The organism is Hyphomonas sp. L-53-1-40, assembly GCF_000682775.1.
GTDB lineage: Bacteria > Pseudomonadota > Alphaproteobacteria > Caulobacterales > Hyphomonadaceae > Hyphomonas.
Genome location: NZ_AWFI01000015.1, coordinates 324,965 through 351,027 on the forward strand (window position 1 = coordinate 324,965; position 26,063 = coordinate 351,027).

Below are 26,063 nucleotides of genomic sequence, written 5' to 3' on the forward strand. Positions count from 1 at the left end.
CCCAAGCCTTGGCAGTCGGCCCAGTTACGGGCAAAACGCCGTGTGGCCTCACGACCGAAGGGGAACCGGCACAGACCATGAAACGCGCAACACTCGATTTTGAAACCCATAATTCCGCGCTGGAGCGCGTAATCGAGCGGCCATGGTTCCGGCATCTGGTGATCACCTTGATCATCGTGAATGCCGTAATTCTTGGTGTTCTGACCTATCGCGAGACGCTACCTGCAGGTCTTGTCGTATCACTCGACGCGGTTGATCAGACGATCACATATGTCTTTGCGGTCGAGATCCTGTTGAAATTGATAGTCTATCGATTGCAGTTCTTCCGGCGGGGTTGGAACTGGTTTGATTTCATCGTCATTGGCGTTTCCCTGATTCCGGGAAGTCAGGCATTCGGCGTATTGCGCGCGCTACGGGTTCTGCGGATTCTCCGATTGCTGCATATCGTTCCGATGATGCGCCGGATTACCGAGGCGCTGATGAAGGCCCTGCCGGGCATGGGCGCCATTTTCGCAGTGCTGGCACTGATCACATATGTGGCGGCCGTGATGGCGACCAACATGTACGGCAATACCGACAATGAAGAGGTCACCGAACTGTTCGGGGATCTGCCGCGTTCGGCCTATTCACTTTTTCAGGTCATGACGATGGATGGCTGGCGATTCGAAGTTGTCCAGAAAGTGATTGATGACGGCAACCCCTATGCCTGGATGTTTTTCCTGATCTTCATCTTCATCGCCAGCTTCGCCATTCTAAACTTGTTCATCGCCCTGATTGTGGACTCGCTCGCGGCTGAACAACAGGCGATTATCGAGGAAGGACTCGACGAAATCGAAGGGGAATTGGAAGGCGAACTCATGACCGGCCGCCGTACTTTCGGCAATACAGGAAATGCGATCGGAGATCGCCGCCTTGAGAGCCTCGGTTGAGGCGCGGTCAAAGTAGAGAAGGCCCACCCCTATATGTGGGCAGGCCTTCAGCATCGCATCATTTTGCAGACCAGCTTAGCCCTTGGGCAGAAGGACCTTGTCGATCACATGGATGACGCCGTTGGAGGCCATGACATCGGCTTTCACGACGGTGGCGCCATTCACGGTTACGCCGTCGGTGCCATCAATCGCTACATCGCCATTCAACGTGCTTGCGGTAAGTATCTTCCCTGCAAGCTGGTCAGAGGTCACCTTACTGCCAGCGACTACATGCAGTTTGAGAATGTCGGCAAGTTGCTGCTTGTTCTCCGGCATCAGCAGGGTTTCGACCGTACCCTCGGGAAGGGCGGCGAAGGCAGCATCGGTTGGCGCAAGCACGGTGAGCGGGCCTTCGCCCTTCAGGGCATCGACCAGACCAGCTGAGGTCGTGGCAGCCAGCAGCGTGTCGAACTGGCCAGCTTCGGCGGCCGTGTCGACGATATCCATATTGGACCAATCGCCTTTGACGAGTTCGGCCTCGACATGGCTAGCCATGCGATCCTTGGAATACTGACAGGTTTCTGCGAGGGCCGGGGCGGCCAGGAAGGCGAAAGCAGCGGTGAGTGTGAGAAGACGTTTCATGATTAGGGGTGTCCCAATTCAGAAATTTTCCGATGGAACCATATCCATCGATGTCACCCTCTACGGGGCGCCCGTCCACGAGGATCAGAATCTAAAAAAGAATTCATCTTTGGAAGTGTGAGCAGGACTTCACGCAACTGTCAGCATGCCGCGCTCCCAAAATTGCCAAAATAGGGTATAGAATTTCCCGAGATGTCTTTGTGGACCCGAGTGCTTGAGGGCGGACGGCGCCTGTTCGATCCTGATAACTCTGACGGCATGCTTGCCGACGGGGCTGATTTTGCGTGCGCGCCAGATCCGAATGATGTCGGGTTTACTGCGGCGGTCGTGGGGCTCGGTGCAAAGCTCGCCGTGGCTGACGGCACCGTATCTGATCAGGAAATCATGGTGTTTTCGCGCGTCTTCCGCGCCGCGCCTGAAGATGCCGACAGTGTTCGCCGTGTCTTCAATATCGCCCGCCAGACTGTGCGCGGCTATGAAGGCTACGCTCGCAAGATCGGCCGGAAATACCGAGATCGCCCATGCTTGCTGGAAGGCGTGCTGGACGGCCTGTTCCAGATTGCTGGTGCCGATGGCGTGGTCACAGCGGATGAGATGGACTATCTGCGCACCGTATCTGATGCCTTCGGTTTTGATGAGCTGACATTCCGCCGGATCAAGGCCAGCCATTTGGGCCCTGATAGTGACGACCCGTACCATATTCTCGGCGTCTCCCATGATGCGGAGTTTTCCGATATTCGTGCAGCCTATCGTCAGTTGATGTCCGATCATCACCCGGATCGTGTGGTGCAAATGGGCGCACCACGCGAATTCGAGGATGCCGCGCATGCCAAGGCGGCATCGATTACAGCGGCCTATGCGCAAATTCGGACCGAACGGGGTCTGCTGATCCGGTCGGATTGAGGCATTTCCGCGAATTCACAAAGTATCGGCATGGCATTCCATTGACGGGACGCGGCACTGACGCCATGTTTGCACTGTAACCGAGAGATTTATGACCCAAGCAGCTTCCAGTTCCGGCCGTTTCAATATTGCAGACGCATTTTCGAGTGCGGTCAGCCTTGTAGCACAACTATGTATTGGGCTCTTGCTTGTGCTGTTTGCCGGATTGCTGGCCGTGATGACCGCTATCGCCGGGGTTTTGCTGGCATCGGCGGCCTTGTTCATGCGGTATGCTGGTCGCAAGGGCATTCGCCCGCAAGCGCGCGACACGGCTGAAGAGGCCCTCATCCTCGACGCCCGCCGCACGCCGCGCGGCTGGACTGTCGAATAACAACTCCGAATTATTTGGAAATTTGAAACGCATTGGGAGCCTGAAGCCCCCAAAAGCACTTGCTTGACACTGACGCGCTACATTTGTAGCGTATGCGTGACTTAGATAGCGAGATTTGCATGTCCCAACCCAATCCCTCCGACCTCAGCGTGTTGAAACATCTCTGGTCACATGGCCGGCAAAGCGCACGTGAGGTGCATGATGCCATCGGTCCGGGGCAGGGGTGGAAGCCGTCAACGACCCGAACCGTCATTGCCAGGATGGAAGAGAAAGGCTGGGTCAGCCGTCAGGACATGCATGGCATTGCGGTATATGCTGCCGTTATAGACCGGACCGCCACATTGGGCGGATTGGTCCGCTATCTCGCCCGCCAGGTTCTGGATATGGACGGGCCATTGCCTGCGGCCCTGTTTGCGGAAAGTCCACACCTCTCCGATGCCGAACTTGATGAACTCGATACCATCATCAACGCGGCGGCGGCCGATACGGAGGGCAAGGCATGAGCCTGTTCGGACTGATCGCACTCGCCTTTGGTTGGAGCGCGGCGCTCTGGCTGCTCGCCACCGCGCTTTGCGCGCTCAGGCCCTCCCCCAAGATGGCTCAGGCCATATGGCGCGGCGCTGCAGCTTTGATGTTCGCGCCATTCCTAGCGTCTGCTTTCATGCCGGGCCTGACGCAAGTCGCTGCACAGGCCTTGCCGGATTTACCGGTCATGGATGCGCTGACGGTCCAGTCTGATACCGTCTTTGTTGAAGAATCTACCACAGAATTCCGTATGCCACCGGTTGCGACGTTGGTGCTGTGGGCGCTTGTTGCCGGATGGTTCGTGCGCACGGTCTGTTGGGCTGTGGGGCAAGCGAGACTTCAGCGCCTGAAGCAGACATCCCGTCCGGTCATTCGCCAAGTTCGCCACTGGGCCGACGCGATTGGACTGCGGCGCGTGCCGGATGTGCGGGTTATCCCGCGGGGTGCGCCCTTCCTTGCCGGTATCGTGCGCCCGGTCGTCTTCATACCGGCGGCGCTCATCTCGAAACAACACACGCCACAAATCATCGTGCACGAACTGGTTCACCTGAAGCGGGGCGACCTGCTGACCCGCCCATTTGACCGTATGGTCGCAGATATATTCTGGTTCTCTCCCTTTGCCTGGGCCATGCGCGAGCGCCTCGATTATTGGCGTGAGGTGATCGTCGATGAAGAGACCGCCGAGCTGACGGGGGACCGGATCGCCTATGCTCGCGCCCTGACCCAGGTGGCGCGTCATGCCCGACCTGCGCTCATCCTGCCGGTTGCCGCATTCACGCTCAAGAAAGAAGGAACCCTGAAAATGCGCTTGACCCAACTCCTGAGTGAGACGCCCCACCGACCGAAACGTCTCGGCCTGGCAGTCGCGGCAGCGCTGGCGCTGGCGACCCCGCTCGCCTTGGCGCAGGGATCATTGATCCGGGGCGCAGGCGCGCTGCCAACCGAGGCGGTTCCATACAGTCATGCCGTGCTGGACAAGGCGAAGCTGACCAGTGCCTTTGGCATGCGTAAGCATCCGGTTTCAGGCGAATTGAAACAGCATCAGGGCGTTGATCTGGCGGAGGAAGAAGGCAAGCCGATCTATGCACCGACTTCAGCAATCGTGACCCGCGCAGAGATGACGCGCGGATACGGAAATCTCGTCGAAATCGCTGCGGGTGAGACTGTGCTCCGCTTCGGGCAGCTGAAAGATATTGAAGTGTCACTGGGGGAATCCGTCTCCGCAGGTACGGTAATCGGATCGCTGGGCCAGTCCGGTCAAGCCACCGGGCCACACCTGCATCTGGAAGTCTGGCACGCAGGCCAGGCGGTGGATCCGATGGCAGAGCCCGGGCTCGTCCTGGCGGACTCCCTGTTCATCGCGGCAAATTCTGGCGCAAAGGTGCCACAGCCCCCCGCGGCTCCTGCGCCGAAAGCTGCGCCCGAGCCTGCCTCAATCCCGGCTGCGCCGCTGGCACCTATCAAGCGTGATGTGGCCTTTGAGGAGATCCGCGGGGAAGTCGGCGGTTGCGAGGTCATCGCAAACTGGGCTGACACGCGCGAAAAGTCTGCCGTCTGGGTAGCAAGGCTGGAAGCCTCTCAGGCCCAGAACAGGCTTGCCGGCTTATGGCTGAAAGCAGATTGGACGCCAGAGTCGGTAACCTATCCAAGACCAACCTATCCTGCCGACGCGGCCAAGAAACGACTCAGCGGTGGCTGCATGGTCCTGTTCGATCTTGGCGTTGATGGCGTTCCGCAGAACATGCTCGCAGAATGCACCGATCCGGTCTTCGAATCTTCGGCGGCAGAGCTCAAGGGCGCGACGTTCAAACCGCTTACCAACCAGGCAGGCAAGCCAGTCGACGTCGAAGGCATCACATATCCGATGGAATTCTGTATCGCTTAGCGCGGACTGAATGACGATGCTGGGAACTTTCTGATCCGCCGACGCGTCTAATAGCAGGCGCGTCGGCTGTCAGGAGGATTCTCGATCATGGCAAGTCCCAAACCGGTCGGGAAGTCCACTCCAATCATTGGGGGTGTGCTGACATTCGCCCTGTTTGGTATCCACCGTCTATTCGTCGGACAGATATACTCCCGCTCCGAAGCGGTGAGCCTTGTAGAGGCGCTGTCGGATTCGTCCCTCTATTTCGGGTCGGCTATCGCCAGCGCATCGGCCACGATCCTTGCCCTTATGCTCACAATGCTCGGGATGATGCACAACAGTAGTGCCGACATCGGCATCTGGTTGTTCAAGCGCGTGCGCATGATTGCCTGGTTCGCCACGATCAGCCTGTGCAGCGCTGTGGCGCTTTTGACTTTCTCATCCATTCCAATCGGGGAATTCGAAGATATCCCGACGAACTGGTTCATCATGTCATATTACGCCATTGCCACGCTCATGGCGATCCTGGCAGGCCTGCTGGTTACCAGCATACTTCTGATTCTCGGCGCCGTGCGCTACCTGGTCAGTCGGCTTGCGCCTGAGGTGGAGTAGGCACAAGGCTTCAGCGATCGAACAGTTTCGAAACGCTTTCCTCGTTCGCAATACGGCGAATGGCTTCGCCCAATAGCGGGGAAATGGGCAGTATACGGATAGATTTCGACTTGATCGCATCTTCTGACGGTTGAATTGAGTCGGTCATGACCAACTCATCCAGTACCGATTTCTCGATCCGCTGAACGGCATTGTTCGAAAGCACGCCATGCGTGACATAGGCAGAGACCGATTTGGCGCCATGCTCTTTCAGGGCGGCGGCGGCGTTTGCCAGTGTGCCCCCGGAATCACACATATCGTCCAGCATGATGCAGCGCTTGCCGGACACATCGCCGATAATATTCATGACTTCTGACTTGCCAGCTTCGGGGCGGCGTTTGTCGACGATGGCGAGGTCGGCTTCCAGTCGCTTGGCCAGCGAGCGGGCGCGCACCACGCCGCCAACATCCGGGGAGACCACCATGAGATCCTTGTTCCCGTAGCGCTCCTTGATGTCATCGACCATGACGGGGCTGCCGAACAGGTTGTCTGTTGGAATATCGAAAAAGCCCTGGATCTGGCCAGCATGCAGATCGACGGTCAATACGCGGTCGGCGCCCGCGCTGCAGATCAGGTTTGCGACCAGCTTGGCGGAGATGGGCGTCCGACCATCCGTTTTACGATCCTGCCGAGCATAGCCGAAATAGGGGATGACGGCAGTGATGCGACGGGCCGAGGCGCGCTTCAGCGCGTCCATGCAGATCAGCAGTTGCATCAGATTGTCATTGGCGGGGTAGGACGTGGACTGGATCACGAAGACATCTTCGCCGCGGACATTCTCGTCGATGCGGACAAATATTTCCTGATCCGAGAAGGTCTTCACCTCAGACCGCGTCAGGCGCGTGTCAAGATAATCGGCGATGGCTTCCGCCAATGGCCGGTTTGCGTTGCAGGAAAGCAGTTTCATGATGGAGCGCCCGTGCTGCCCAATTGGTGTCGCTTCTGTAACATAGGGCGGCGAGTCGCAACCGGACTCTTACGACTTTTTCAGAAAATTACAGCGCAAGCATGATGACTGAGGCATTTCGGCCATAGTCTGGTTCGTTCCGATGATTGCGTCGTCGGTTGGAAAAATAGGAGTCTTTCAGCGCGCATGTGTCCAGCCCGGTGTCGTGAACGCTGTGGACGCCGAGCCCATCCAGTCTTTGTCGGCAATAGCCCGGCAGGTCGAACTGAAACCGGTCGCCTTTGCCGGGCAAGAACAGGGCTGCGCTATTGGGGGATGCGTCCAGGAACGTGTTTCGGAATTCGGGGCCGACTTCATAACTTGCCTGCTGGATAGTAGGCCCGATGGCCGCGCGAATCCGGCCTGCTTCGGCGCCAAGTTCAATCATCGCTGCAACGGTTGTGTCGAGCACACCTCCAATAGCGCCTTTCCAGCCCGCATGCGCCGCACCCACCACGCCCGCTTCGGCATCGGCAAATAGGACAGGCGTGCAGTCGGCCGTCAGGATGCACAGGGCAATTCCCGGAATTTTCGTCACCATTGCATCGGCCTCCGGCCGCACGCTCCACGGTTCGGTGACATGTGCCACATCGGCTGAATGAATCTGGTAGCAGGAGAGCAGCGCGCGGGCGGACATGGCGGTGCGGACTCGCTCGCGATTGGTCGCGACGGCGCCCGGCACATCCCCTGAGCCTTCCCCGGCATTCAGACTGGTATAGAGACCGCCTGAAACACCGCCCTTTCGGCCAAAGAATCCATGGCGGATCTCCGGCAGGCCTGAAAGATTATCACTCGTTTCAAAGGGGGGCGTATCGGTCATTCGCCTAGCCGTGGTTTGCTGCGGCGCGCCGAAATGATAGGCGGACTCACCATGAGTGGCTGAGTCGAGGCCGTTCTCCTCATCCTCGGTAGAAACGCGCAAAGGAATGAACAGCTTGATGACGAACAGGATCGCTGCGGTCACGATGGCCGAATAAACCGCGACGACTGCTACACCGAGCAGTTGCACACCAAACTGCGCACCGGTGGATATCTCCAGTCCCGGCGCCAGCGGACCCGCGGCTGCGAGGAATGGGATCAGTAAGCTGCCGAGGATGCCGCCAACGCCATGCACGGCGAACACGTCGAGGCTGTCATCGATCTTCAGACGTTGCCGGATCAAGCCAACGGCTGCGTAGCAGACGCCTGCAGCCAGGATGCCGGTAATGATGGCACCGACCGGGCCGACGGATCCTGCCGCCGGGGTGATCGTCGCGAGGCCTGCGACCATGCCGGTTGCGATGCCGACGAGCGTGGGTTTGCGAAAGCTGAACCATTCGATCAGCATCCAGACAAGTGATGCTGTGGCGGCCGAGATGTGTGTGACCAACATGGCCTGCGCGGCGCCATCATTGGCACCGAGGGCCGAGCCCGCATTGAAGCCGAACCAGCCGACCCAGAGCATGGCCGCGCCAAGCATCACGAATCCCGGACTGTGGGGCGGACGCATATCCTTCGGAAAGTGGCTACGACGTCCCAGCATCAGTGCGAAGACGAGTGCGGAGATGCCGGCTGTCGTGTGCACCACGATACCCCCTGCGAAATCGATCACGCCTTGCTGGGCCAGCCAGCCTCCACCCCAGACCCAATGGGCAACAGGCGCGTAGCAGAGCACGAGCCAGAGCGCGGAAAAGATCAGCACAACCGCAAAATTCACGCGCTCCACGAACGCGCCGACAATCAGCGCCGGGGTGATGATGGCAAAGGTCATCTGGAACATGAAGAACAAGGGTTCGGGAATGGTCTGCCCGTCGAGTGGCGCGCCGGTGACGTTTGCAAGCATGCTCTTCGCGAACCCGCCGAGATAGCCCGTCGCGCCCGGACCGAAAGCGATGGAATATCCACACACCAGCCAGACCAGACTGACCAGGCAGGCAATGGCAAAGCACTGCATGAAGATGGAAAGCAAATTCTTCGCTTGAACGAGGCCGCCATAGAACAGGGCAAGTCCCGGCAGGGTCATGAACAGGACCAGCGCCGTGGCGGTCAGGATCCAGGCTGTGTCTCCGGTATCGGCATGGGCGGGCAGGGCGAGTGCCCCGATGGCGGCCACAACTAAGCCTGCGCGTGCAGCGCCTTTTATTGATTTCAGCATTTCACTCCCCGTTTTTTCGTCATTTCTGACGAAGCTCGAACGGTTCGTCAATCAACGAGCACCTGTCTCGCAGGGACAGGGAGTGTGCAGATATCCACGCGCTTTGGAGGTGTAACCACAAAGGCATCATAGATGCTGTAATCGCGTTTGGAGGTCTTCAGGTCTTCCCATTCTGCGCCGGGCGTTGCCATGACTTCCCAGCGTGGGCGCAAACTTTCGGGCATGTCAGCCGCGAGCCCGACAGACAGGATCTCATTGGCGGAGAGGGCCTGCGCGCGCGCCGCAAATGCTTTTTCGGATGTGTCCGGATTTTGGAAGGATACTATCTTGTCCTCGGGCGTAGGCTCCACGCGTTCCAGTCGGTTGATATGGGCCATACCGGATATGACCCGGCCAAATATCGTATAGTTCCGATCAAGATACCGGCGCTGACCGATGGGAACAAAGAATTCGGTCGAGCCGGTCTCCGGCGGGGAATTGCGCGCCATGCCAAGGGCGCCGGGACAATGCAGCAACCATTCCTGTCCGCTCTCTCGGCCAACTGCGAAGCCATTCCGGTGGCCCACCTGACCGGCGAACAGGTCCTCATTGCCCAGGGGCACGAAGCCGTCTGAGTCTACGGCCCGCTCGGCTTCCAGCGGCAGCTCGGCCCAATCTTCCAGAAGGTGTTCGAATTCGAGTCCTGCCTGCGCCACATGGCCATCGATCACGCGATAGAAATATTCGCCATTATAGAGATTGCTCCGTATCGCCTCGCGAAATTGCGCGACATGCTGCGGCGCGACTTCAGGGGCGAGTTCGATAATGACATCCCCTGCCACCGTTTTCAGGACCACAAGATTTTCAGGGGCCACCTCACGCCATGGTGCCGCAGGGGCCGGAGCGTCTACCATCTCGGAGGCTGGGGCAGGGCTCGGATCGGGCGCTGTTTCGCAAGCGCCCAATAAGGAGATGCCGATGGCAACTGCCATGAGAGATATCCGCACCATCTTTGTGTCCTTCCCAAGAAATCATCCGCCTGCTAAGCGCCGCTCATGTATCAGATAAGTGCAAAAGGCGCGCGGGCGCCAGTTGAAACGGCGTGGGACGCGCTGGCCTGGGCCGATCCGTCGCCAGCGGGCGCGGTTGATGCCAAGGAGGACAGCCGGACCAGTTGGCGGCTCGATGCGTTCGCGGAAACGCTCGAAGACGCCGAAGCCTGCGTTGTCATTATCGAAGAAGCCGCGCCGGATCTTGTCGCGCGGATCGAACAGGTGATCGAGCAGGACTGGGTGACGCTGTCACTCGAAGGCTTGCCACCGGTCAAGGCCGGACCGTTCGTTGTAGCGGGCAGCCACGCCCTTGCGCGCCAGTCACCGGGAAAGATTTCCGTGCTGATCGAGGCCGGCCCTGCGTTTGGAACGGGCCATCATGGCACGACGCTCGGATGCTTGCTGGCGCTGGATGATGTGCGCCGCCGCCGGTCCACCGGCAAGGTGCTTGACCTTGGCACGGGCTCCGGCGTTCTGGCGATTGCTGCCCTGAAGGCGGGGGCATCCTCGGCGATCGGTACGGATATCGATCTCGATAGCGTGCGTGTGGCGAATGAGAATGCTCGCAAGAATCATGTCAACGGCTTCACCGCCTTGCATGTCACCGGTGCGAACACGCCGCGCATTCGTCAGGGCGGGCCGTATGACACCGTGTTTGCGAACATCCTGATGCGGCCCCTGATCGGGCTCGCACCGGATATTGCGTCTCTCACGGCGCCGGGCGGCACAATTATCCTGTCAGGACTGTTGCACCACCAAGCGCCGCCAGTCCGGAACGCCTTTGCGTCCCGCGGGCTCGACTTCCAGACTCGTATTCGCGAAGACGGGTGGTCGACGCTGGTGTTCCGGAAGCCAAGCTGAAACAGCACACCAGACCAACGCGCCGCCGCATGACGGGCATCTGCCCTTGTCGGCAGGTCGCCGCCCCCTAGCTGAAGCGGGCGGAGGTCCACGCATGCCGAAGTCTGGGAGCCGGTCCAGAAGACCGGATAAGTCCGATCTGCCGGAGAAGGCCTGCGTGTCTTGCGGACGCCCGTTCACATGGCGGAAAAAATGGGAACGGGTCTGGCACGAGGTAAAGTACTGTTCCGAACGATGTCGACGCGTATCCCGCAGCCGGGATCAGTAAGCGGCGCGGCGAGCCCAGCGCGCAGAACGGCGTGCCAGGATTTGCGGACGCTGGCTTTCGGCGCTCTGCAGCGCGTTCACGAAGGCTGGCTCGGCCATCTCGTTGACCATCAGCGAACGGCCCTGGCCGTTGACGAGTGCCATTTCTGGCGCAGTAATTGTGTTTTGACGTCTCATGGTGCGTCCCTCTTTTTGTATTGTGCGGCGCACAATTTTTTGTGTGGGCGCTATGTAGCGTAAAAATCTAAACTAAAAAGCATGGAAAATCGGAAATTAGCATGATTAAATGCATAGCTACGATGCGGCTTTCTATGGTCAAATCCACGCTTTCGCCCTAAGTAAGGGGCATGAGACAGACATTTGATATCAAGGGCGGTCCGCAGGACGGCCGGGCGCATCTGCCCCTCGTTCGCGAACAGCTTTCCGCGCAGGGCCTCGACGGCCTTTATGTTCCGCATGATGATGAATACCAGAACGAATACCTGCCTGACGCCAATGAGCGCCTGGCTTGGGTGAGCGGGTTTACCGGTTCGTTCGGTTCGGCATTCGTCTTCACAGACCGCGCGGTGATTTTCGCCGATGGCCGCTACACGCTACAGGTCGCTGACCAGACCGATCCGGATCTCTGGGAGGTTCAGGCTGTGCCGGAGCCCGGCCCGTTCGGCTGGCTCAAATCGCAGGACATGACCGGCAAGCGCATCGGCTATGACCCCAAACTGATGAGTCCGAACGATGTCGCGGCCATGGGTGCAGCGGCCAAGGCGGCTGGCGCTGAACTGGTTGCCGTTGCGAACAACCCTATCGACCTTGCCTGGGCAGATCGGCCGGACCAGCCCGCCGCGCTCGTCGTGCCGCATGAGGTAAAATTTGCAGGGGTCGCGCATGATGAAAAACGTGTGCAGATCGGTCGCGACCTGAAAGCCGAAAAGCTCGACGCTGCGGTGATCACGTCTCCCGCATCCATCGCCTGGGCTTTCAACATTCGCGGCGGTGATGTCAGCTGCACGCCGCTGCCGCTCGGCCGCGCCATTCTGTTCGCAGACGGGTCAGCTGACCTCTTCCTTGATGAGGTGAAAGTGTCCGACGCGCTCCGCCAGCATCTTGGCAACAGTGTCACTCTGCGCCCGCTGGCCGATCTCGAAAAGGGCCTTGCAGACCTGAAGGGCAAGACGGTCAGCGTTGATCCGGACGTGGCCTCAGCCTGGTTCTTTGATCAGCTCGAACAGGCTGGCGCAACGCCCGTGCGCCAACGCGACCCGGTCGCTCTGCCCAAGGCTTGCAAGAATGAGGCGGAACTCGCAGGCTCGGCCGCCGCCCATCTTCGTGATGGCGTGGCCCTGACCCGCTTCCTGCATTGGCTAGACACCGAGGCTCAGAGTGGCGAGATCACCGAGATTGATGCGGCGATCAAGCTGGAAGAATTCCGCGAAGACCTTGGCGGCCTGAACGATTTGTCCTTCCCGACAATTTCCGGTGCTGGGCCGAATGGCGCGCTGCCGCATTACCGTGTTTCGACAGCCTCGAACCGCAAGCTGGAACGTGGCAGCCTCTATCTTGTCGACAGTGGCGGCCAGTATCTGGACGGCACGACAGACGTGACGCGTACCGTGCCCATCGGTGATCCGAGCTCGGACATGCGGCGTCACTACACGCTGGTCCTGAAGGGGCATATCTCGCTGGCCATGGTCCGCTTTCCGAAAGGCACGACCGGAACCCATCTCGACATTCTCGCGCGCCATGCGCTCTGGCAGGCCGGGCTCGACTACCAGCACGGCACCGGCCATGGGGTCGGCGTCTATCTCGGCGTCCATGAAGGCCCGCAGCGCATTGCCAAGGCGTGGAATTCCGTGCCGCTGGAAACCGGCATGATCGTCTCAAACGAACCGGGCTATTACCGCGCCGGACAGTACGGCATCCGGATCGAGAACCTTCAATATGTCACGCCACCGGCGGCCATTGAAGGTGGCGAACTCGACATGTATGGCTTTGAATGCCTGACCTTCGCGCCCCTGGCGCGGGACCTGATCGATCTGGCTCATCTGACCAAGGACGAGCGGGACTGGGTCGATGCCTATCACGCGCAAGTCTACGAATTGTTGGCCGACCGTCTGGACGGGCCGGTAAAGGACTGGTTGCGCGCAACCTGCATGCCACTTTAGGCAGTCTGTGAAAATCGGGCTTGTTCCGGTTTTGTTCTAATGATAAATCATGGCCAGTAGACTCTTTGGAGACTGGCCATGATCCTTTCATTGTCGATACGTGATTTCGTCCTGATTGACCGCCTGGACATCGAACCGGGCGCCGGGTTTACGGCGCTGACCGGGGAGACCGGGGCGGGCAAGTCCATCATTCTCGATGCCCTGTCGCTTGCGATGGGGCACGGGTCCGACCGTGGGATGATCCGGGCGGGGCAGGACCAGTCGAGTGTGGCGGTAGAGTTTTCGCCCCCGGTCAGCCATCCAGTCTGGTCTGCACTGGCCGAAGCAGGCATTGACGCTTCGCCGGACGAGACCCTGACCATGAAACGCGTGATCCGCCGCAACGGCCCCGCGCGCGCCTTCCTCAATGACCAGCCGGTCAGCGCGGCGCTCCTGTCGGAGATCGGGGACCTCTTGGTCGAGATTCACGGCCAGCACGCGGCCTCCACCCTGCTGAAGCCATCATCTCACCGCCGTTTGCTCGACCAGTTTGCAGGCAATGAAAAGCTTTTGGACATGTGCGCGGCCACTCATGCTGCGATGGCGGAGGCCAGCGCCCGGCGTCAGGAACTTGAGGACGCGCATGCCGAAGCCATCGAACATCGCGAATGGCTGGCCGAGGCTGTGGCCGAGCTCTCCAGCTTGAATCCGCAGGAAGGCGAAGCCGCCATCCTGACAGAGCGCCGGACCCTGTTGATGCAGTCGGAACGCGTCACCGAGGCCGTGCGTGAAGCCGAAAATGTGTTGGAAAAGTCTGGCGTGGAAGATGCCTTGTCCAAGGCGGCGCGTGCCACCGAACGGATTTGTCGCTTGCCGGGATTTGAATCCTCTCAGGACACGCTGCCGGTTGCCGCACGTGCCGCCGCAGAAGCTGTTGAGCGGGCCTTGATTGAAGCGCGCGAAGCAGCAGGCGCGATCAGCCAGCTCGAACGGCTTGTCGATCATGATTCTGCTGAACTGGACGGCGCCGAGGCGCGGCTGTTCGCCTTGCGGGCAGCGGGCCGGAAGCATGGCTGCGATCCCGATCTCCTGCCAGACATGCTCACTTCATTGAGTGATCGGCTCGACCTGGTTGAAGCGGGCGAAGACGCGCTGATTGCTGCCCGCAAGGCTGAAGCATCTGCCCGGGCCGACTGGCATCAGGCGGCTGGCAAACTGAGCGCCGCCCGGCAGGCGGCCGCCTCGCAATTGGAAAAAGCCATCGCGCGCGAGCTGAAGCCACTGAAACTTGGTCGCTCGGTCATCCGCGTTGCAATCACTCCTTTGGCAGAGGGGGAGGGCGGCCCGAACGGAATCGACTGGGTTGAATTCGACGCGGAGACCAATCCCGGCGCGGGGTTTGGCCCCCTGCGCAAGATTGCATCTGGCGGCGAACTCGCCCGTGTCTCGCTCGCCCTCAAATGCGCGCTCGCCGAAGCAGGCTCTGCGCTGACGCTGATCTTCGATGAGGCAGATCAGGGCGTCGGTGGTGCGGTTGCGGCGGCCATTGGCGAACGCCTGATCTCGCTTGGCCAGGCCCGGCAGGTCTTCGCCATCACGCATAGCCCGCAAGTGGCCGCGTCCGCTTCAGCCCAGTGGCTTGTGGAGAAGGAGCAGGATGGGGCTGGCGGCTCACGCATACGCGGGCTAGATGACAGCAGCAGGCAGGAAGAAATTGCCCGAATGCTGTCAGGCGCCGAAGTTACCGCTGAGGCCCGCGCAGCCGCCGGGAGGTTGTTGGAGGGTGCATGAGCGAGGCAACACCGGTCGAGGATCTGACACCGGACGAGGCGGCCGCTGAACTCGCGCGCCTCGCGGCCATTATCGCTGAAGCTGACGCCGCCTATTATCAGGAAGACGCGCCGGTCCTGACCGATGCCGAATATGATGTCGCCCGCCAACGCAACCTCGCCATTGAAGCCCGCTTCCCTGAGCTGAAACGCGAAGACAGCCCGTCCGACCGTGTGGGCGCGGTCGCGCAAGACGGTTTTGCCAAGGCAACCCATGCCGCGCCCATGCTGTCGCTGGACAATGCGTTTTCAGACGAAGACGTCACCGAGTTTGCCGGGCGCATCCGGCGCTTCCTCGGACTGGACGAGTCCGAGACACTGGAACTCACCGCCGAGCCGAAAATTGACGGTCTGTCGCTCAGCCTGACCTATGAAAAGGGCAAATTGAAACGTGCTGCAACACGCGGAAACGGACTGGTCGGCGAAGACGTCACCGCGAACGCGCTGACACTGAATGACATCCCGACGAAACTGGCTGGCAAGGATTGGCCCGATTTCATAGAGATCCGCGGCGAAGTCTATATGAGCCATGCCGACTTTGCGGCTCTCAATGCGCGCGAAGACCAGGCGGGCCGCAAGACTTTCGCCAATCCGCGCAACGCAGCCGCCGGCAGCCTGCGCCAACTTGATACCGAGATCACCAAATCCCGGCCGCTGAATTTCTTTGCCTATGCCTGGGCGGCTGAAAGCGCGCCCTTCGCGGAAACCCAAAGTGAAGCGGTCGCCAAGTTCGCAGAATGGGGTTTTCAGATAAATCCCCTGATGGCCACCGCTGCGACCGTGGACGACCTGATCGCAACTTACCGCAATATCGAGCAAAAACGCGCAACGCTCGGCTACGATATTGACGGTGTGGTCTACAAGGTGAACCGGCTGGACTGGCAACAGCGCCTCGGCTTTGTCAGCCGCGCACCGCGCTGGGCCATCGCTCACAAATTCCCGGCTGAGAAAGCCACCACAACGCTCGAAGAGATCGACATCCAGGTCGGACGCACAGGCTCTCTCACGCCGGTCGCGCGCCTGATGCCGGTTACGGTGGGCGGTGTCGTGGTGTCGAATGCAACGCTTCACAATGAAGACGAAATCGCGCGGCTTGGCGTAAAACCCGGTGACACGGTCGAAATCCAGAGGGCAGGGGACGTTATCCCGCAGGTCCTGCGTGTGGTGCAGGATGGCGGCGGCAAGGTCTGGGCGATGCCGGATACATGCCCGGTCTGTGGATCAGCAGCCGTGCGCGAGATTGACGACAAGGGCGAGGCCGATGTGCGCCGTCGCTGCACGGGCGGGCTCGTCTGCCCGGCGCAGGCGGTCGAGCGGTTGAAGCATTTCGTCTCCCGCAAGGCGCTCGACATTGATGGCATCGGCGCGAAACAGGTCCAGCTCTTTCAGGAGAAGGGCGTGGTGAAGGCGCCGCAGGACATTTTCCGATTGGCCGCGCGCATTGAGGCGGAAGGCCTGCCGCCACTTGAAGAATGGGAAGGCTTCGGAAAAGCCTCAGCGAAGAAATTGTTCGATGCGATCAATGCGCGCCGGACTGTGCCATTCGCGCGCTTTCTCAACGGGCTCGGCATCCGCCATGTTGGCCAGACCACGTCCCAGCTCTATGCCCGGCATTTCCTGAATTGGGCGCCTTTCTGGGAAACGGTCGTGCGCGCAGCCGAAGGCGGACAGGAGTCCGAAGCCTTTGCAGAACTCACCGGCATAGATGGCGTCGGCAAGGCGGCGGCAGGCGCGCTCGTCGATTTCGAGGCGGAGCCCCACAATCGCGACATGCTGAGCGCATTGCTCGAAGAAATTACTGTTGAAGCCGAAGAGGCTGCCTCATCAGACAGCCCTGTCGCCGGCAAGACGATTGTCTTCACGGGCACGCTGGAACGGGTGACACGCGACGAAGCCAAGGCACGGGCCAATGCGCTGGGCGCAAAAGTGTCGGGGTCTGTCTCGGCGAAGACGGACATCCTCGTCGCCGGTCCGGGCGCGGGCTCAAAGCTGAAAAAAGCCGAAAGCCTCGGCGTTCAGACGCTGACGGAAGACGAATGGTTTGAGCTGATCGGCGGCTGATCCGCCGGGTAACTATTTGCCGCCGGGAATAATCCGCTGCAACAGCGTGCGGCGGGTCTCGGCGTCCAGCGCTTCGGGGTCCAGCCCTTCATTGGTCAGCAAGCGATAGCTCATCTTGTACCAATCGCTATTGGGATAATTGTAGCCAAGCGTCGATCCGACCGCGAGCGCCTGATCCCGCAGGCCAAGCGTCAGATAGGCTTCGACCAGACGGTGCAATGCCTCGGGGGCGTGAGAGGTCGTGTCATAGGTCTTCACGACCGTGCGGAAGCGATTGACCGCAGACAGGGTCTGATTGTTACGCAAATACCAGCGGCCAACCGTCATTTCCTTGCCAGCCAGCTGGTCGCGAACCATGTCGAGCTTCACGCTGGCATCACGGGCATACTGGCTGTCTGGGAATCGGCGGACCACGTCCACCAAGGCATCACGCGCGCGTTCCGTTGTTGCCTGATCTCGACCGACATCCGTGATCTGGTCGAAGTAGCTCGCCGCAATCAGGTAATACGCATACTCGGCCTCGGAGCCGCCAGGATGAAGCGCAAGATAGCGCTGGGCACCACTGATCGCTTCGTCATAATTGCGGGATTGATAATGGGCGAAAGCCGTCATGACCATCGAGCGGCGGGCCCATTCAGAATAAGGGTGCTGGCGCTCGACTTCGTTGAACAGCAGGACCGCCTGATCAAAGTCGCGTTTGTCGAGTTCGCTAGCCGCCTGATTGTAGAGCGCCTCCACGGGGCGTTCGACATAGGCCAGTTCTTGACGGCGCTTGTCGCGCGACTGGCACGCCGTCAGCGTGAGGGCTGCAGTGGCAATGAGGAGGATCGGGAACTTGGAGGACAGTCGCATGGCAGGGCAGGCGCTTTCTGCTGTGATGATCTGGCTACCTGCTTAGCGCGAACCAGCGGGGTTTTCCAAGCAGGTTTCTCAGGGATCGGCGGGGCAACGCCTCAGACGGCGGCCGACCGGCGCGTGTCTATGCGGGTTGCGTCTGCTGTATCGGTTTCCCAGCACCAGGCTGAAGGCGTATCGAGCAGCTTGCGGACCAACAGATTGTTGATCGAGTGACCGGGTTGAACCGCTTCATAAATCCCGGCAATCGGTGCGCCCGCCAGCATCATGTCGCCAACGGCATCAAGCATCTTGTGACGCACGAATTCGTCCTCTGAGCGCAAGCCCTCAGGATTCATGACTTCACCATTGTCCACAACGACCGCATTTTCCAGCGACCCGCCCCGGGCAAGGCCCATCGAGCGCAGCATATCCACATCGCGCGCAAACCCGTAGGTGCGGGCAAAGGCCAGGTCGCGGGCAAACATGCCTGGCGCGAGTTTAAGCGCCATCTCCTGCACGCCGATCAACGAGTCGTCATATTCAATGCGCGCATTGAGCGTCAGAAACTTGTCGTCGGAAGGCGACAGGCGTGCCCGCTTCGGGCCGTCTTCAATCTCGATCGCTTCCAGGATGCGAATGCGGCGTCGCGGCGCGGACTGGCGTTGCAGGCCAGCCTGCATCAACAGTTCGCAATAAACTGCCGAGGAGCCGTCCATGATCGGCACTTCCGGCCCGTCGATTTCGATGAGGAGATTGTCGATGCCCATGCCCGCGAGTGCGGCCATCAAATGCTCGACCACTGCCACAGAGACACCATCATCATTGGTCAGCGTGGTGCCGAGTTGGGTGTCGGAGACATATTCGGCATCGGCCTGAATGGCCGTATTGCCGCTTTTCACGTCGGTCCGGCGGAAAACGACACCCGTGCCAGCAGGGGCAGGCTTCAGGACGAGCTTTGCCTTCTTGCCGCTATGCACACCGACCCCTGCACATACTGCAGGGCGCGCGATCGTTTGCTGAAATTCTACACTACCGGACAACACACCAACCTCCAGTTTCGAGGTTTAGTTTGGGGTGTATGTCTCCAGGATACAAAACACGGGTTGTTTCGGCGTATTACAAAGTGGGCGAAGACATCCGCCTTCGCCCTGTAATCATTGGTGATTTATTGTGACAATTCGCATTGGATACGACTGCAATCGAATGCGAAATCAGTGATTGGCCGACCGGCGCAGGAAGGCCGGAATTTCGAGGTCTGCATCATCGAACGGGGCAGGTTCGGGATGATCATCCGGCGAGGACACGATTTGTGAGCCGGATTCAGGAGTTGGAGCGTGATCATTCTCGCCCTGAGCGCCGCGGCGCCAGCCGAAAAGGTTCGAAAAGCCGGATGGGCTCGGTCGACCTTCTTCTTCGACCGGAGCTTCGGTCTGCTTGCTGAACACGGCGTCGGCCTGGATCTGGTCTTCGCCTTCGCTGCCTTCAAAATGTTCTGCGGGCAGGGACTGTCCCGTGAAGTCGTCACGCGGATCGACATCGCCTGAACGGAGCGGGGAGGCATGATGCAGGATCACTTTCGGGCGATCGTCTTCCTCTGCAGCCATTTCCACTTCGGTCTCCGATTCAACTTCGGTGACGGGCTCCACATGCTCTTCCTCGATCGGCTCTGCGATGGGCTGACGCACCGTCTCTGCGACGGGCGCATCCTGTTTCAGTGATGGCATCACGGCATCGACGCCTGCGGCGACGACGGAGACGCGGATCTTGCCTTCAAGTTCGGTATCGAAGGCAGACCCGAGAATGATATTCGCATCAGGGTCGACTTCGCGGCGCACCTCATTGGCGGCCTCGTCGAGCTCGAACAGCGTCATGTCATAGCCGCCGGTGATGTTGATCAGCACGCCCTTGGCGCCGCGCATTGAAATATCGTCGAGCAGCGGGTTGTCGATGGCCAGCTTGGCAGCTTCGAGAGCGCGGTTCTCGCCTTCGGCTTCGCCCATGCCCATCATGGCTGCGCCCATGCCGCGCATGATCGAGCTGACATCGGCGAAGTCGAGATTGATCAGGCCGGGCATGACCATCAGATCGGTAATGCCACGGACACCGGAATACAGCACATCATCTGCCATGCGGAAGGCTTCGGCGAAGGTCGTACGGTCATTCGCGATGCGGAAAAGGTTCTGGTTCGGCACGACGATCATCGTGTCGACGTATTTCTGGATGCCAGCGAGGCCTTCTTCCGCAAAGGTCATGCGGCGCGTGCCTTCGAAACTGAACGGCTTGGTGACCACGGCGACGGTCAGAATGTTCATTTCCTGCGCGGCGCGTGCGATGACCGGGGCTGCGCCGGTTCCGGTGCCGCCGCCCATGCCCGCAGCGATGAAAACCATATGAGCGCCCTCGAGGCGCTCGCGGATCTCATCCATGGATTCTTCGGCGGCTTTCGCGCCAATGTCGGGGCGAGCACCTGCGCCAAGGCCAGATGTTGTTTCCGGGCCGAGCTGGATGCGGTTTTCCGTCTTGGAACGGGAAAGGGCCTGAGCGTCAGTGTTGGCAACGATAAACTCGACACCTTGCAGGTTTGCCTCGATCATGTTGTCGACGGCATTGCCTCCGGCACCGCCAACACCAAAGACCAGGATCCTGGGCTTGAGTTCATGTGTCATTCGTCGTCCTCACCTTACCGCCATAAGCCATGCTGAAGCGCTAAAATGACGCGTTGCAGCTAAGAAGCGGTTAAGTGATTCGCGATTGGCATCAGAAATTTTCTTTCAACCAATGGAACGCCTTGTTCACGGCTCCGCTTCGGGCTTCTGCTCCGTATTCCTTTGACGCAATGCCAGCCCGTACTGCGTCTGCGAACCCCAACTCCGGATACAGTAGCAGACCTGAAGCTGTAGAAAAAGCTGGTGTTCCCAGTGTTTCGCCAAGGAATTCAGCATTTGTCGGACGGCCGAGCCGCACCTGCGCTTCAAGGATACGCATGGCGACATCGCGAACGCCTGGTAACTGGCTCGCGCCGCGCAGTACTTTGCGTACACCACTGGCTTGCAGAGTTTGCTGAACATATTCGAAGATTTCCTCGACGCGCGGAGCGATGATTTCAGCGAGCTTGCCGCGTTCCATGCGGGTGGCTTGCAGGCGGCCATCATCTCCCAGGCGGGGGGCCTCGATGCGTTCTGCCAGGCCCGGGCCTTCGAGATTGGCGGTGCCATAGACACTTTTGAGGCGCTCGGCGGCGGCGAATGTCGTGCCGATGCCCTGCGCGATATCGGAGGTCACATGTGTGCCACCAGCCGGGATAAGGCCAAGCCATGCAGGCGAGCCATTCAGATAGACCGAGACTGCCGTGACGCCGGCGCCCATATCGATGCAGATGGCACCATTTTCGATCTCGTCGTCGATCAGCGTACCTGCGCCGCTGGCAATGGAGGAGGGGATCAGGGCATCGACGCTGAGATGCGCACGGCCGACGCATTCAACCAGATTGCGGACGATGGCCTTGGGCGCGGTGACCACAGACAGCATCAGGCCGAGTGTGTCCGCATACATCCCGGCGGGCTCACGCACGCCTTCCTGCGCATCCACGCGGTAGGCTACCGGCCAGGCGGCGAGCACGTCGGAGCCCTTGGTCGAAATCTGCGCCATGGCCTGAGCCTGAACCCGGCGAATATCCTTGGGGGTCACCTCGCGGGCGCCGATCTCGGTGGTCGCGGTGACCAGTTGGCAATTCAGTTTCGGCCCTGTGATACCCAGCATGACCTGATTAATCTGTTCGCCCGCTTCGCGCTCGGCATCTTCGACGGCCAGACGGATCGAGCGTTCGAGACCCTGCATGTCGGTGATCGTGCCGCCACTGAAGCCGCGTGATTGTTGGCGCCCCGCGCCAAGGATCTGGAAATTGCGGGGGCCGGTGCCGTCATTTCGGCCTATCAGGCACGTGATTTTCGAACAACCGATGTCCAGCGCCGCAACGGGACTGGACGTGCGCGACCCCACAAGGGGCTTACGCCGGGCCTGAACGTTTGCCATCAGCTCCGGGCCGCCTCTTTTCGTGCTGTGAAGTCGGGGTCGTTCACCGGGTCCAGATAGACCCGGCCTTTATTGCGCAGGTCGATGGTCTCTAGCGGACGCTGCATCAGCGCTGTGCGCACCTGCAGGGTCGACAGGCTGTCCAGCGCAGCCACCATCTGGTGATCTTCCGGCATGCGGACCGTAGCGCCGGAAACAAGACGCATATCCCAGCGGCGGTCATTGATGCGGGTAGCGATCGCGATGCGGGGCGCGACGTCCGGCTCAGCTTTGAGGGCAGTTACGAGGGCCGGGGCGGCCTTGGCGGCGCCGCGACCCGCCAGACGGATGAGTTCCTTGTGGTCATCGGCGCGGGCGTCCGGAATGACGCGACCCAGACCGTCCACGACGGTCCATGCCTTGCCGTCATGCCACAGCGCAACCGGCTCGGCGGCGTCCGCGATGATTACGACTTGGTCCGGCCAGAGGCGGTGCACGCGCACATTCAGCACCTTGTGAGTGCCTTCGACGCGACGGCGGATGACATGCGGGTCTGCGCGGAACATGTTCTCGCCGGGCTCGATCATGGCGGCGGCGCGAATATCCTGCGCGAGGGCCGGATCCTGTTCCAGTCCGATGATGGACACATCATTGACCGAAATGCCGACCGTGCGCGCCGTATCATCCATGAAACTGGCAAAGCGGTTCTCAACCTGGGATATGGAGCCGCCCATCCAGGCAGCGGTTGCCACGACAATCGCCACAAGCATGACAAAGCCAAAGACGACGGAGGAAACGCGAACCTCTTCGCCCGTCACTTCATCAACGATGACAGCAGGGCGGCGGCTAGCCTTCTTCTTGGACTTTGGCACAGTCTGATTGCGGGTTACCTTTGGCATGAAGCATCCTCGATCATCCAGGCGACCAGCTGTTCGAAGGACATGCCAACGAAAGCGGCCTGTTCGGGGACAAGCGAGGTGGGCGTCATGCCGGGTTGTGTATTTGTTTCCAGGATCACGAGCCGGTCTCTCTTGTCGTCATAGCGAAAGTCGGACCGCGTCGCGCCCCGGCAACCGAGCGCCTGGTGTGCCTTCAGCGCAAATTCCATTGCGGCTTGGGTCACAGGGGCAGGCAGGTCTGCCGGGATCACATGCTGCGATCCACCAGCTTCATATTTTGCATCAAAATCGTAATAGTCTCTTAAGGTCGTGATCTCCGTGACAGCCAGTGCCCGGTCGCCCAGGACGGCCACGGTCAACTCACGGCCGGGAATGAATTCCTCGGCCATCAGATGGTCGCCATAATGCCAATTCGGACCGGTCAGCTCCTTGGCGGGCCCATTGGCACCTTCGCGTACGATCAGCACGCCAAAACTCGATCCTTCCGCAACCGGCTTGATTACATAAGGGGGCTTGAGGGGATGCTCGGCAGCCGCTTCTGCGCGGGTGACCTGCTTGTCTTCCGCAATCGGAATGCCAGCCTGACGGAAAACCGCTTTCGATTTCAGTTTATCCATGGCGAGCGCCGAGGACAACACGCCCGAATGGGAATAGGGCAGGCCCAGTACTTCCAGTACGCCCTGCACACACCCATCCTCGCCCCAAGGTCCGTGCAGGCCATTCAGCACCGCGTCCGGCTTCGCATCGGTCAGTTGCGCTGCGAGGTCACGTCCAGCATCAATTTCAACAACATCATATCCGGCCGCGCATGCCGCGCCTGCCATCTGCTTGCCCGAGGTGAGCGACACGTCCCGCTCGGACGACCAGCCTCCATAGATCACGGCAACACGTTTCATGAGATTTTCCTGCAAGCTGGCGTTCTGACTATACATCGCGTCTGCAGGGTTAAAGCGGCCTTAGCGTGGCAGCTACAGAACCTTTTCTCGGCATGATGACAAAAAATATAGGTTAGGGCCTGTTGCCATATTTAGACTACGTCTGTAGTCAATATCGATAATCGAGATTACATACGGTGGTGAGACGCCGGATTTTCCAGACATCTGCGGGGAGGATACGCAGCGTGATCCCTTTCACACGGCTTGCCGCCAGTGCATGCTTCAGCTTGGCCACATCATTCATGGCCCTGTCGGCTGTGGCGGACATGGCACCGGAAACAACACCCGGTGCGACCATCTACACGATGGATGATTTCAGTCAGTATGCCCCTCGAACGGCGCTCGAAATGGTTTCGCGCATTCCCGGGTTTTCGATCCAGGGCGATGATGATGGCTCTCGCGGGTTTGGTCAGGCCAGTGGGAATGTGCTGATCAATGGTCAACGCGTGTCCGGGAAGTCCAATGGGGCGACCGAGTCGCTGGACCGGATATCCGCCTCCAGCGTTGTGCGGCTCGAACTGGTCGATGCGTCAGCCTTTGAAATTGCTGGCCTGTCCGGACATGTCGTGAATGTCATCACCAATGGGGACGGGGCGGTCTCCGGTACTTGGCGGTGGCGTGCGCGGTTCCGTGACAACCTCCCGCCCTTCTACAACGGCCTCAATCTCACACTCTCGGGCGGGCAGGGGGATATCAGCTGGTCGTTCGAGGCTGAAAGCGACCCTGAGCGCGGCGCGTCCAACGGTCCTGAATTCGTCACCGACGGCGGTGGTAACCCGGTACAGCGCCGCGAGGAAGACTTCACCTATGCTGCCGAATATGTCTCCGTATCCGGATCGGTCGGCTGGACGCCAGCCTCGGGGGCCATCGGAAACCTCAATGCAAAAACCACGCTGTTCCAACCGGACAGGAAGGAAACCTCGAAACTCTTCCCGGTGGACGGGCCAGAGGGGCGGCGACTGTATGAGGGTGCCGAAGACGAGGTGTTTGTGGAGATTGGCGGTGACTATGAATTTGGCCTGGGACCGGGCCGGTTAAAGGCTATCGGCCTGGTTCGCCGAGAGGACAGTCCCATCATTGACCGCGTATTCCGCGGCAATGTTGACGGCACAGACATATCCGAAAGCCTGTTCACGCGCGATATTGAAGAGGGCGAGTATATTCTTCGAACAGAGTATGGTCTTGCATTCGAGAATGGAAGCGATTGGCAATTCGCGCTGGAAGGAGCCTTCAACTATCTCGACCAGCAGTCGGCGCTCGCGACGTCTCAGGGTGGCAATGCACTTCAGCCCCAGGACCTGCCCAATGCGAACTCTCGCGTTGAGGAACAGCGTGGAGAACTCTCCTTAACGCACGGACGGCGGCTCGCGCAAAACCTGACGGCGCAGATATCTCTGGGTGCCGAAATGTCGGAGTTGTCTCAATCTGGTGATTCCGAAAATGTGAGAACGTTTACCCGGCCCAAAGGCTTCGCCAGTCTGTCCTGGCAAGCCAAACCTTCCCTGAAGCTGGTCACGCGACTTGAGCGGGAAGTTGGCCAACTCGACTTCTTCGACTTCGTATCTTCAGTGAACCTGAGCGCGGGCAATGGGCAGAACGGCAATCCGGACATTGTGCCGGAGCAGAGCTGGAAACTCAGTGCGCAGGCAGAGAAGAATTTTGGTGGCTGGGGCGCGGCCACTGTGGAAGTTTTCTACTCGGATATTGAAGACATAGTTGACCGTGTACCGATTGGGACCGGCGATGGCCCGGGAAACCTCGAGTCGGCCTGGCGTGCAGGCGTCGAATGGGACGCTACGGTGAAGTTCGACAAGATCGGCTTTGCCGGGGGCGAACTTTCACTGGAAGGCAATTATTATGAGTCCGAAGTCGACGACCCGTTGACCGGACTGACGCGGGAAATCAATGACAGCGAATACTACTGGTCATTTGCCGAGTTGCGTCAGGATGTTCCAAAGACGGACTGGGCGTGGGGAATCGGATTTGAGCGTTACAAGCGAAATCCGTATTTCCGCCTGGATGAGACTGGCATCGAAGGCGCAACGCCGGGGTTCGGGTTTGCCTATGTTGAACATAAGGATATCTGGGGCATGACCGGACAGGCGACATTCGGGAATTTCGCAAATCAGAACGACACATTCCGACGTCGGATCTACGACACGAATCGACTTGGCAATGTCGCGCGCGTTGAAGACCGCGCGCGCGATTTCGGCCCGATCTTCACAGTCCAGCTGGAAGGCAAGTTCTAGGT

24 protein-coding genes and 1 pseudogene are annotated in these 26,063 nt (G+C 59.9%); 12 read left to right on the forward strand and 13 right to left on the reverse strand.

From position 1 onward, the window contains the following. Positions 1–77: 77 nt before the first annotated feature. Positions 78–929 carry an ion transporter gene (locus L53_RS10725; protein ID WP_051607835.1) on the forward strand — a complete coding sequence of 284 codons (852 nt, stop codon included), beginning with the start codon at positions 78–80 and terminating at the stop codon, positions 927–929. Between the two features lie 75 nt (positions 930–1,004). On the opposite strand, the gene L53_RS10730 is transcribed toward L53_RS10725, so the two are convergent. Continuing rightward, positions 1,005–1,463 carry a fasciclin domain-containing protein gene (locus L53_RS10730; protein ID WP_369794170.1) on the reverse strand — a complete coding sequence of 153 codons (459 nt, stop codon included), beginning with the start codon at positions 1,461–1,463 and terminating at the stop codon, positions 1,005–1,007. Positions 1,464–1,742: 279 nt separating this feature from the next. Here L53_RS10730 and L53_RS10735 point away from each other — a divergent pair, with 279 nt between their 5' ends. The 5 genes from L53_RS10735 (at position 1,743) to L53_RS10755 (ending at position 5,824) form a co-directional block, all read left to right on the forward strand. After that, complete coding sequence (locus L53_RS10735) at positions 1,743–2,453, forward strand: molecular chaperone DjiA (protein WP_034815017.1); 711 nt, start codon at positions 1,743–1,745, stop codon at positions 2,451–2,453. Positions 2,454–2,544: 91 nt separating this feature from the next. Beyond that, positions 2,545–2,823 (forward strand): hypothetical protein, encoded by a 279-nt coding sequence (locus L53_RS10740; RefSeq protein WP_034815018.1) that lies wholly within the window; start codon positions 2,545–2,547, stop codon positions 2,821–2,823. Positions 2,824–2,942: 119 nt separating this feature from the next. Then, on the forward strand, positions 2,943–3,326 hold the full coding sequence (locus L53_RS10745; RefSeq protein WP_034815020.1) for a BlaI/MecI/CopY family transcriptional regulator: 384 nt from the start codon (positions 2,943–2,945) through the stop codon (positions 3,324–3,326). After that, entirely contained in the window at positions 3,323–5,233 is a 1,911-nt protein-coding gene (locus L53_RS16440) for a peptidoglycan DD-metalloendopeptidase family protein (protein WP_051607836.1), read from the forward strand. The genes L53_RS10745 and L53_RS16440 overlap by 4 nt, the downstream gene beginning before the upstream one ends. Positions 5,234–5,320: 87 nt before the next feature. Further along, on the forward strand, positions 5,321–5,824 hold the full coding sequence (locus L53_RS10755; RefSeq protein ID WP_051607837.1) for a hypothetical protein: 504 nt from the start codon (positions 5,321–5,323) through the stop codon (positions 5,822–5,824). 10 nt (positions 5,825–5,834) lie between these two features. On the opposite strand, the gene L53_RS10760 is transcribed toward L53_RS10755, so the two are convergent. From L53_RS10760 to L53_RS10770, 4 genes and pseudogenes are all read right to left on the reverse strand, one after another. After that, the gene (locus tag L53_RS10760; RefSeq protein WP_034815022.1) at positions 5,835–6,770 is read right to left on the reverse strand and encodes a ribose-phosphate pyrophosphokinase; all 936 of its coding nucleotides are present in this window, start codon (positions 6,768–6,770) and stop codon (positions 5,835–5,837) included. A gap of 88 nt (positions 6,771–6,858) precedes the next feature. Continuing rightward, positions 6,859–7,629: a peptidoglycan editing factor PgeF gene (pgeF, locus tag L53_RS17765; protein WP_198019796.1), complete on the reverse strand. Its 771-nt coding sequence runs from the start codon at positions 7,627–7,629 to the stop codon at positions 6,859–6,861. A 30-nt stretch (positions 7,630–7,659) separates the two neighbouring features. Then, positions 7,660–8,943: pseudogene (locus tag L53_RS17770) on the reverse strand (ammonium transporter); the annotation flags it as partial. Positions 8,944–8,990: 47 nt separating this feature from the next. After that, the gene (locus L53_RS10770; protein ID WP_051607838.1) at positions 8,991–9,914 is read right to left on the reverse strand and encodes a peptidylprolyl isomerase; all 924 of its coding nucleotides are present in this window, start codon (positions 9,912–9,914) and stop codon (positions 8,991–8,993) included. 63 nt (positions 9,915–9,977) lie between these two features. On the opposite strand from L53_RS10770, the gene L53_RS10775 reads away from it, so the two are divergent. Together L53_RS10775 and L53_RS16835 are read left to right on the forward strand one after the other, a co-directional pair. Next, positions 9,978–10,835 (forward strand): 50S ribosomal protein L11 methyltransferase, encoded by an 858-nt coding sequence (locus L53_RS10775; protein ID WP_034815027.1) that lies wholly within the window; start codon positions 9,978–9,980, stop codon positions 10,833–10,835. A 94-nt stretch (positions 10,836–10,929) separates the two neighbouring features. Continuing rightward, positions 10,930–11,103, forward strand: a complete 174-nt coding sequence (locus L53_RS16835) for a DUF2256 domain-containing protein (RefSeq protein WP_084333342.1) — start codon at positions 10,930–10,932, stop codon at positions 11,101–11,103. Here the strand turns inward: L53_RS16835 and L53_RS17020 are convergent. Continuing rightward, positions 11,097–11,279: a hypothetical protein gene (locus L53_RS17020; protein ID WP_156947889.1), complete on the reverse strand. Its 183-nt coding sequence runs from the start codon at positions 11,277–11,279 to the stop codon at positions 11,097–11,099. The two genes, L53_RS16835 and L53_RS17020, sit on opposite strands and share 7 nt — an antisense overlap. A 170-nt stretch (positions 11,280–11,449) precedes the next feature. Between L53_RS17020 and L53_RS10780 the strand changes: the two genes are divergently transcribed. From L53_RS10780 to ligA, 3 genes are all read left to right on the forward strand, one after another. Beyond that, a complete protein-coding gene (locus L53_RS10780) occupies positions 11,450–13,261 on the forward strand; it encodes an aminopeptidase P family protein (protein WP_034815029.1) in 1,812 nt (603 codons plus the stop codon). Positions 13,262–13,339: 78 nt separating this feature from the next. Next, the gene (locus tag L53_RS10785) at positions 13,340–15,031 is read left to right on the forward strand and encodes a DNA repair protein RecN (RefSeq protein WP_034815032.1); all 1,692 of its coding nucleotides are present in this window, start codon (positions 13,340–13,342) and stop codon (positions 15,029–15,031) included. Next, positions 15,028–17,130 carry an NAD-dependent DNA ligase LigA gene (ligA, locus tag L53_RS10790; RefSeq protein ID WP_034815034.1) on the forward strand — a complete coding sequence of 701 codons (2,103 nt, stop codon included), beginning with the start codon at positions 15,028–15,030 and terminating at the stop codon, positions 17,128–17,130. Before L53_RS10785 ends, ligA begins: the two co-directional genes overlap by 4 nt. 12 nt (positions 17,131–17,142) lie before the next feature. Here ligA and L53_RS10795 read toward each other — a convergent pair whose 3' ends face one another. The 7 genes from L53_RS10795 to L53_RS17590 all read right to left on the reverse strand — a co-directional run bounded on the left by L53_RS10795 (position 17,143) and on the right by L53_RS17590 (position 24,056). Beyond that, complete coding sequence (locus L53_RS10795; protein WP_034815037.1) at positions 17,143–17,982, reverse strand: outer membrane protein assembly factor BamD; 840 nt, start codon at positions 17,980–17,982, stop codon at positions 17,143–17,145. 101 nt (positions 17,983–18,083) lie between these two features. Continuing rightward, positions 18,084–19,007, reverse strand: a complete 924-nt coding sequence (gene lpxC / locus L53_RS10800) for a UDP-3-O-acyl-N-acetylglucosamine deacetylase (RefSeq protein ID WP_034815041.1) — start codon at positions 19,005–19,007, stop codon at positions 18,084–18,086. 171 nt (positions 19,008–19,178) lie between these two features. Then, positions 19,179–20,633 (reverse strand): cell division protein FtsZ, encoded by a 1,455-nt coding sequence (gene ftsZ, locus L53_RS10805; RefSeq protein ID WP_034815043.1) that lies wholly within the window; start codon positions 20,631–20,633, stop codon positions 19,179–19,181. A gap of 91 nt (positions 20,634–20,724) precedes the next feature. Beyond that, the gene (gene ftsA / locus L53_RS10810) at positions 20,725–21,999 is read right to left on the reverse strand and encodes a cell division protein FtsA (protein WP_034815045.1); all 1,275 of its coding nucleotides are present in this window, start codon (positions 21,997–21,999) and stop codon (positions 20,725–20,727) included. Then, entirely contained in the window at positions 21,999–22,877 is an 879-nt protein-coding gene (locus tag L53_RS10815) for a cell division protein FtsQ/DivIB (RefSeq protein ID WP_034815047.1), read from the reverse strand. Before L53_RS10815 ends, ftsA begins: the two co-directional genes overlap by 1 nt. Next, positions 22,865–23,773 (reverse strand): D-alanine--D-alanine ligase, encoded by a 909-nt coding sequence (locus tag L53_RS10820; protein ID WP_034815289.1) that lies wholly within the window; start codon positions 23,771–23,773, stop codon positions 22,865–22,867. The genes L53_RS10815 and L53_RS10820 overlap by 13 nt, the downstream gene beginning before the upstream one ends. A gap of 148 nt (positions 23,774–23,921) precedes the next feature. Further along, complete coding sequence (locus tag L53_RS17590) at positions 23,922–24,056, reverse strand: hypothetical protein (protein ID WP_255342018.1); 135 nt, start codon at positions 24,054–24,056, stop codon at positions 23,922–23,924. On the opposite strand from L53_RS17590, the gene L53_RS10825 reads away from it, so the two are divergent. Continuing rightward, complete coding sequence (locus L53_RS10825; RefSeq protein WP_034815057.1) at positions 24,055–26,061, forward strand: TonB-dependent siderophore receptor; 2,007 nt, start codon at positions 24,055–24,057, stop codon at positions 26,059–26,061. The genes L53_RS17590 and L53_RS10825 overlap by 2 nt on opposite strands. Positions 26,062–26,063 lie beyond the last annotated feature (2 nt).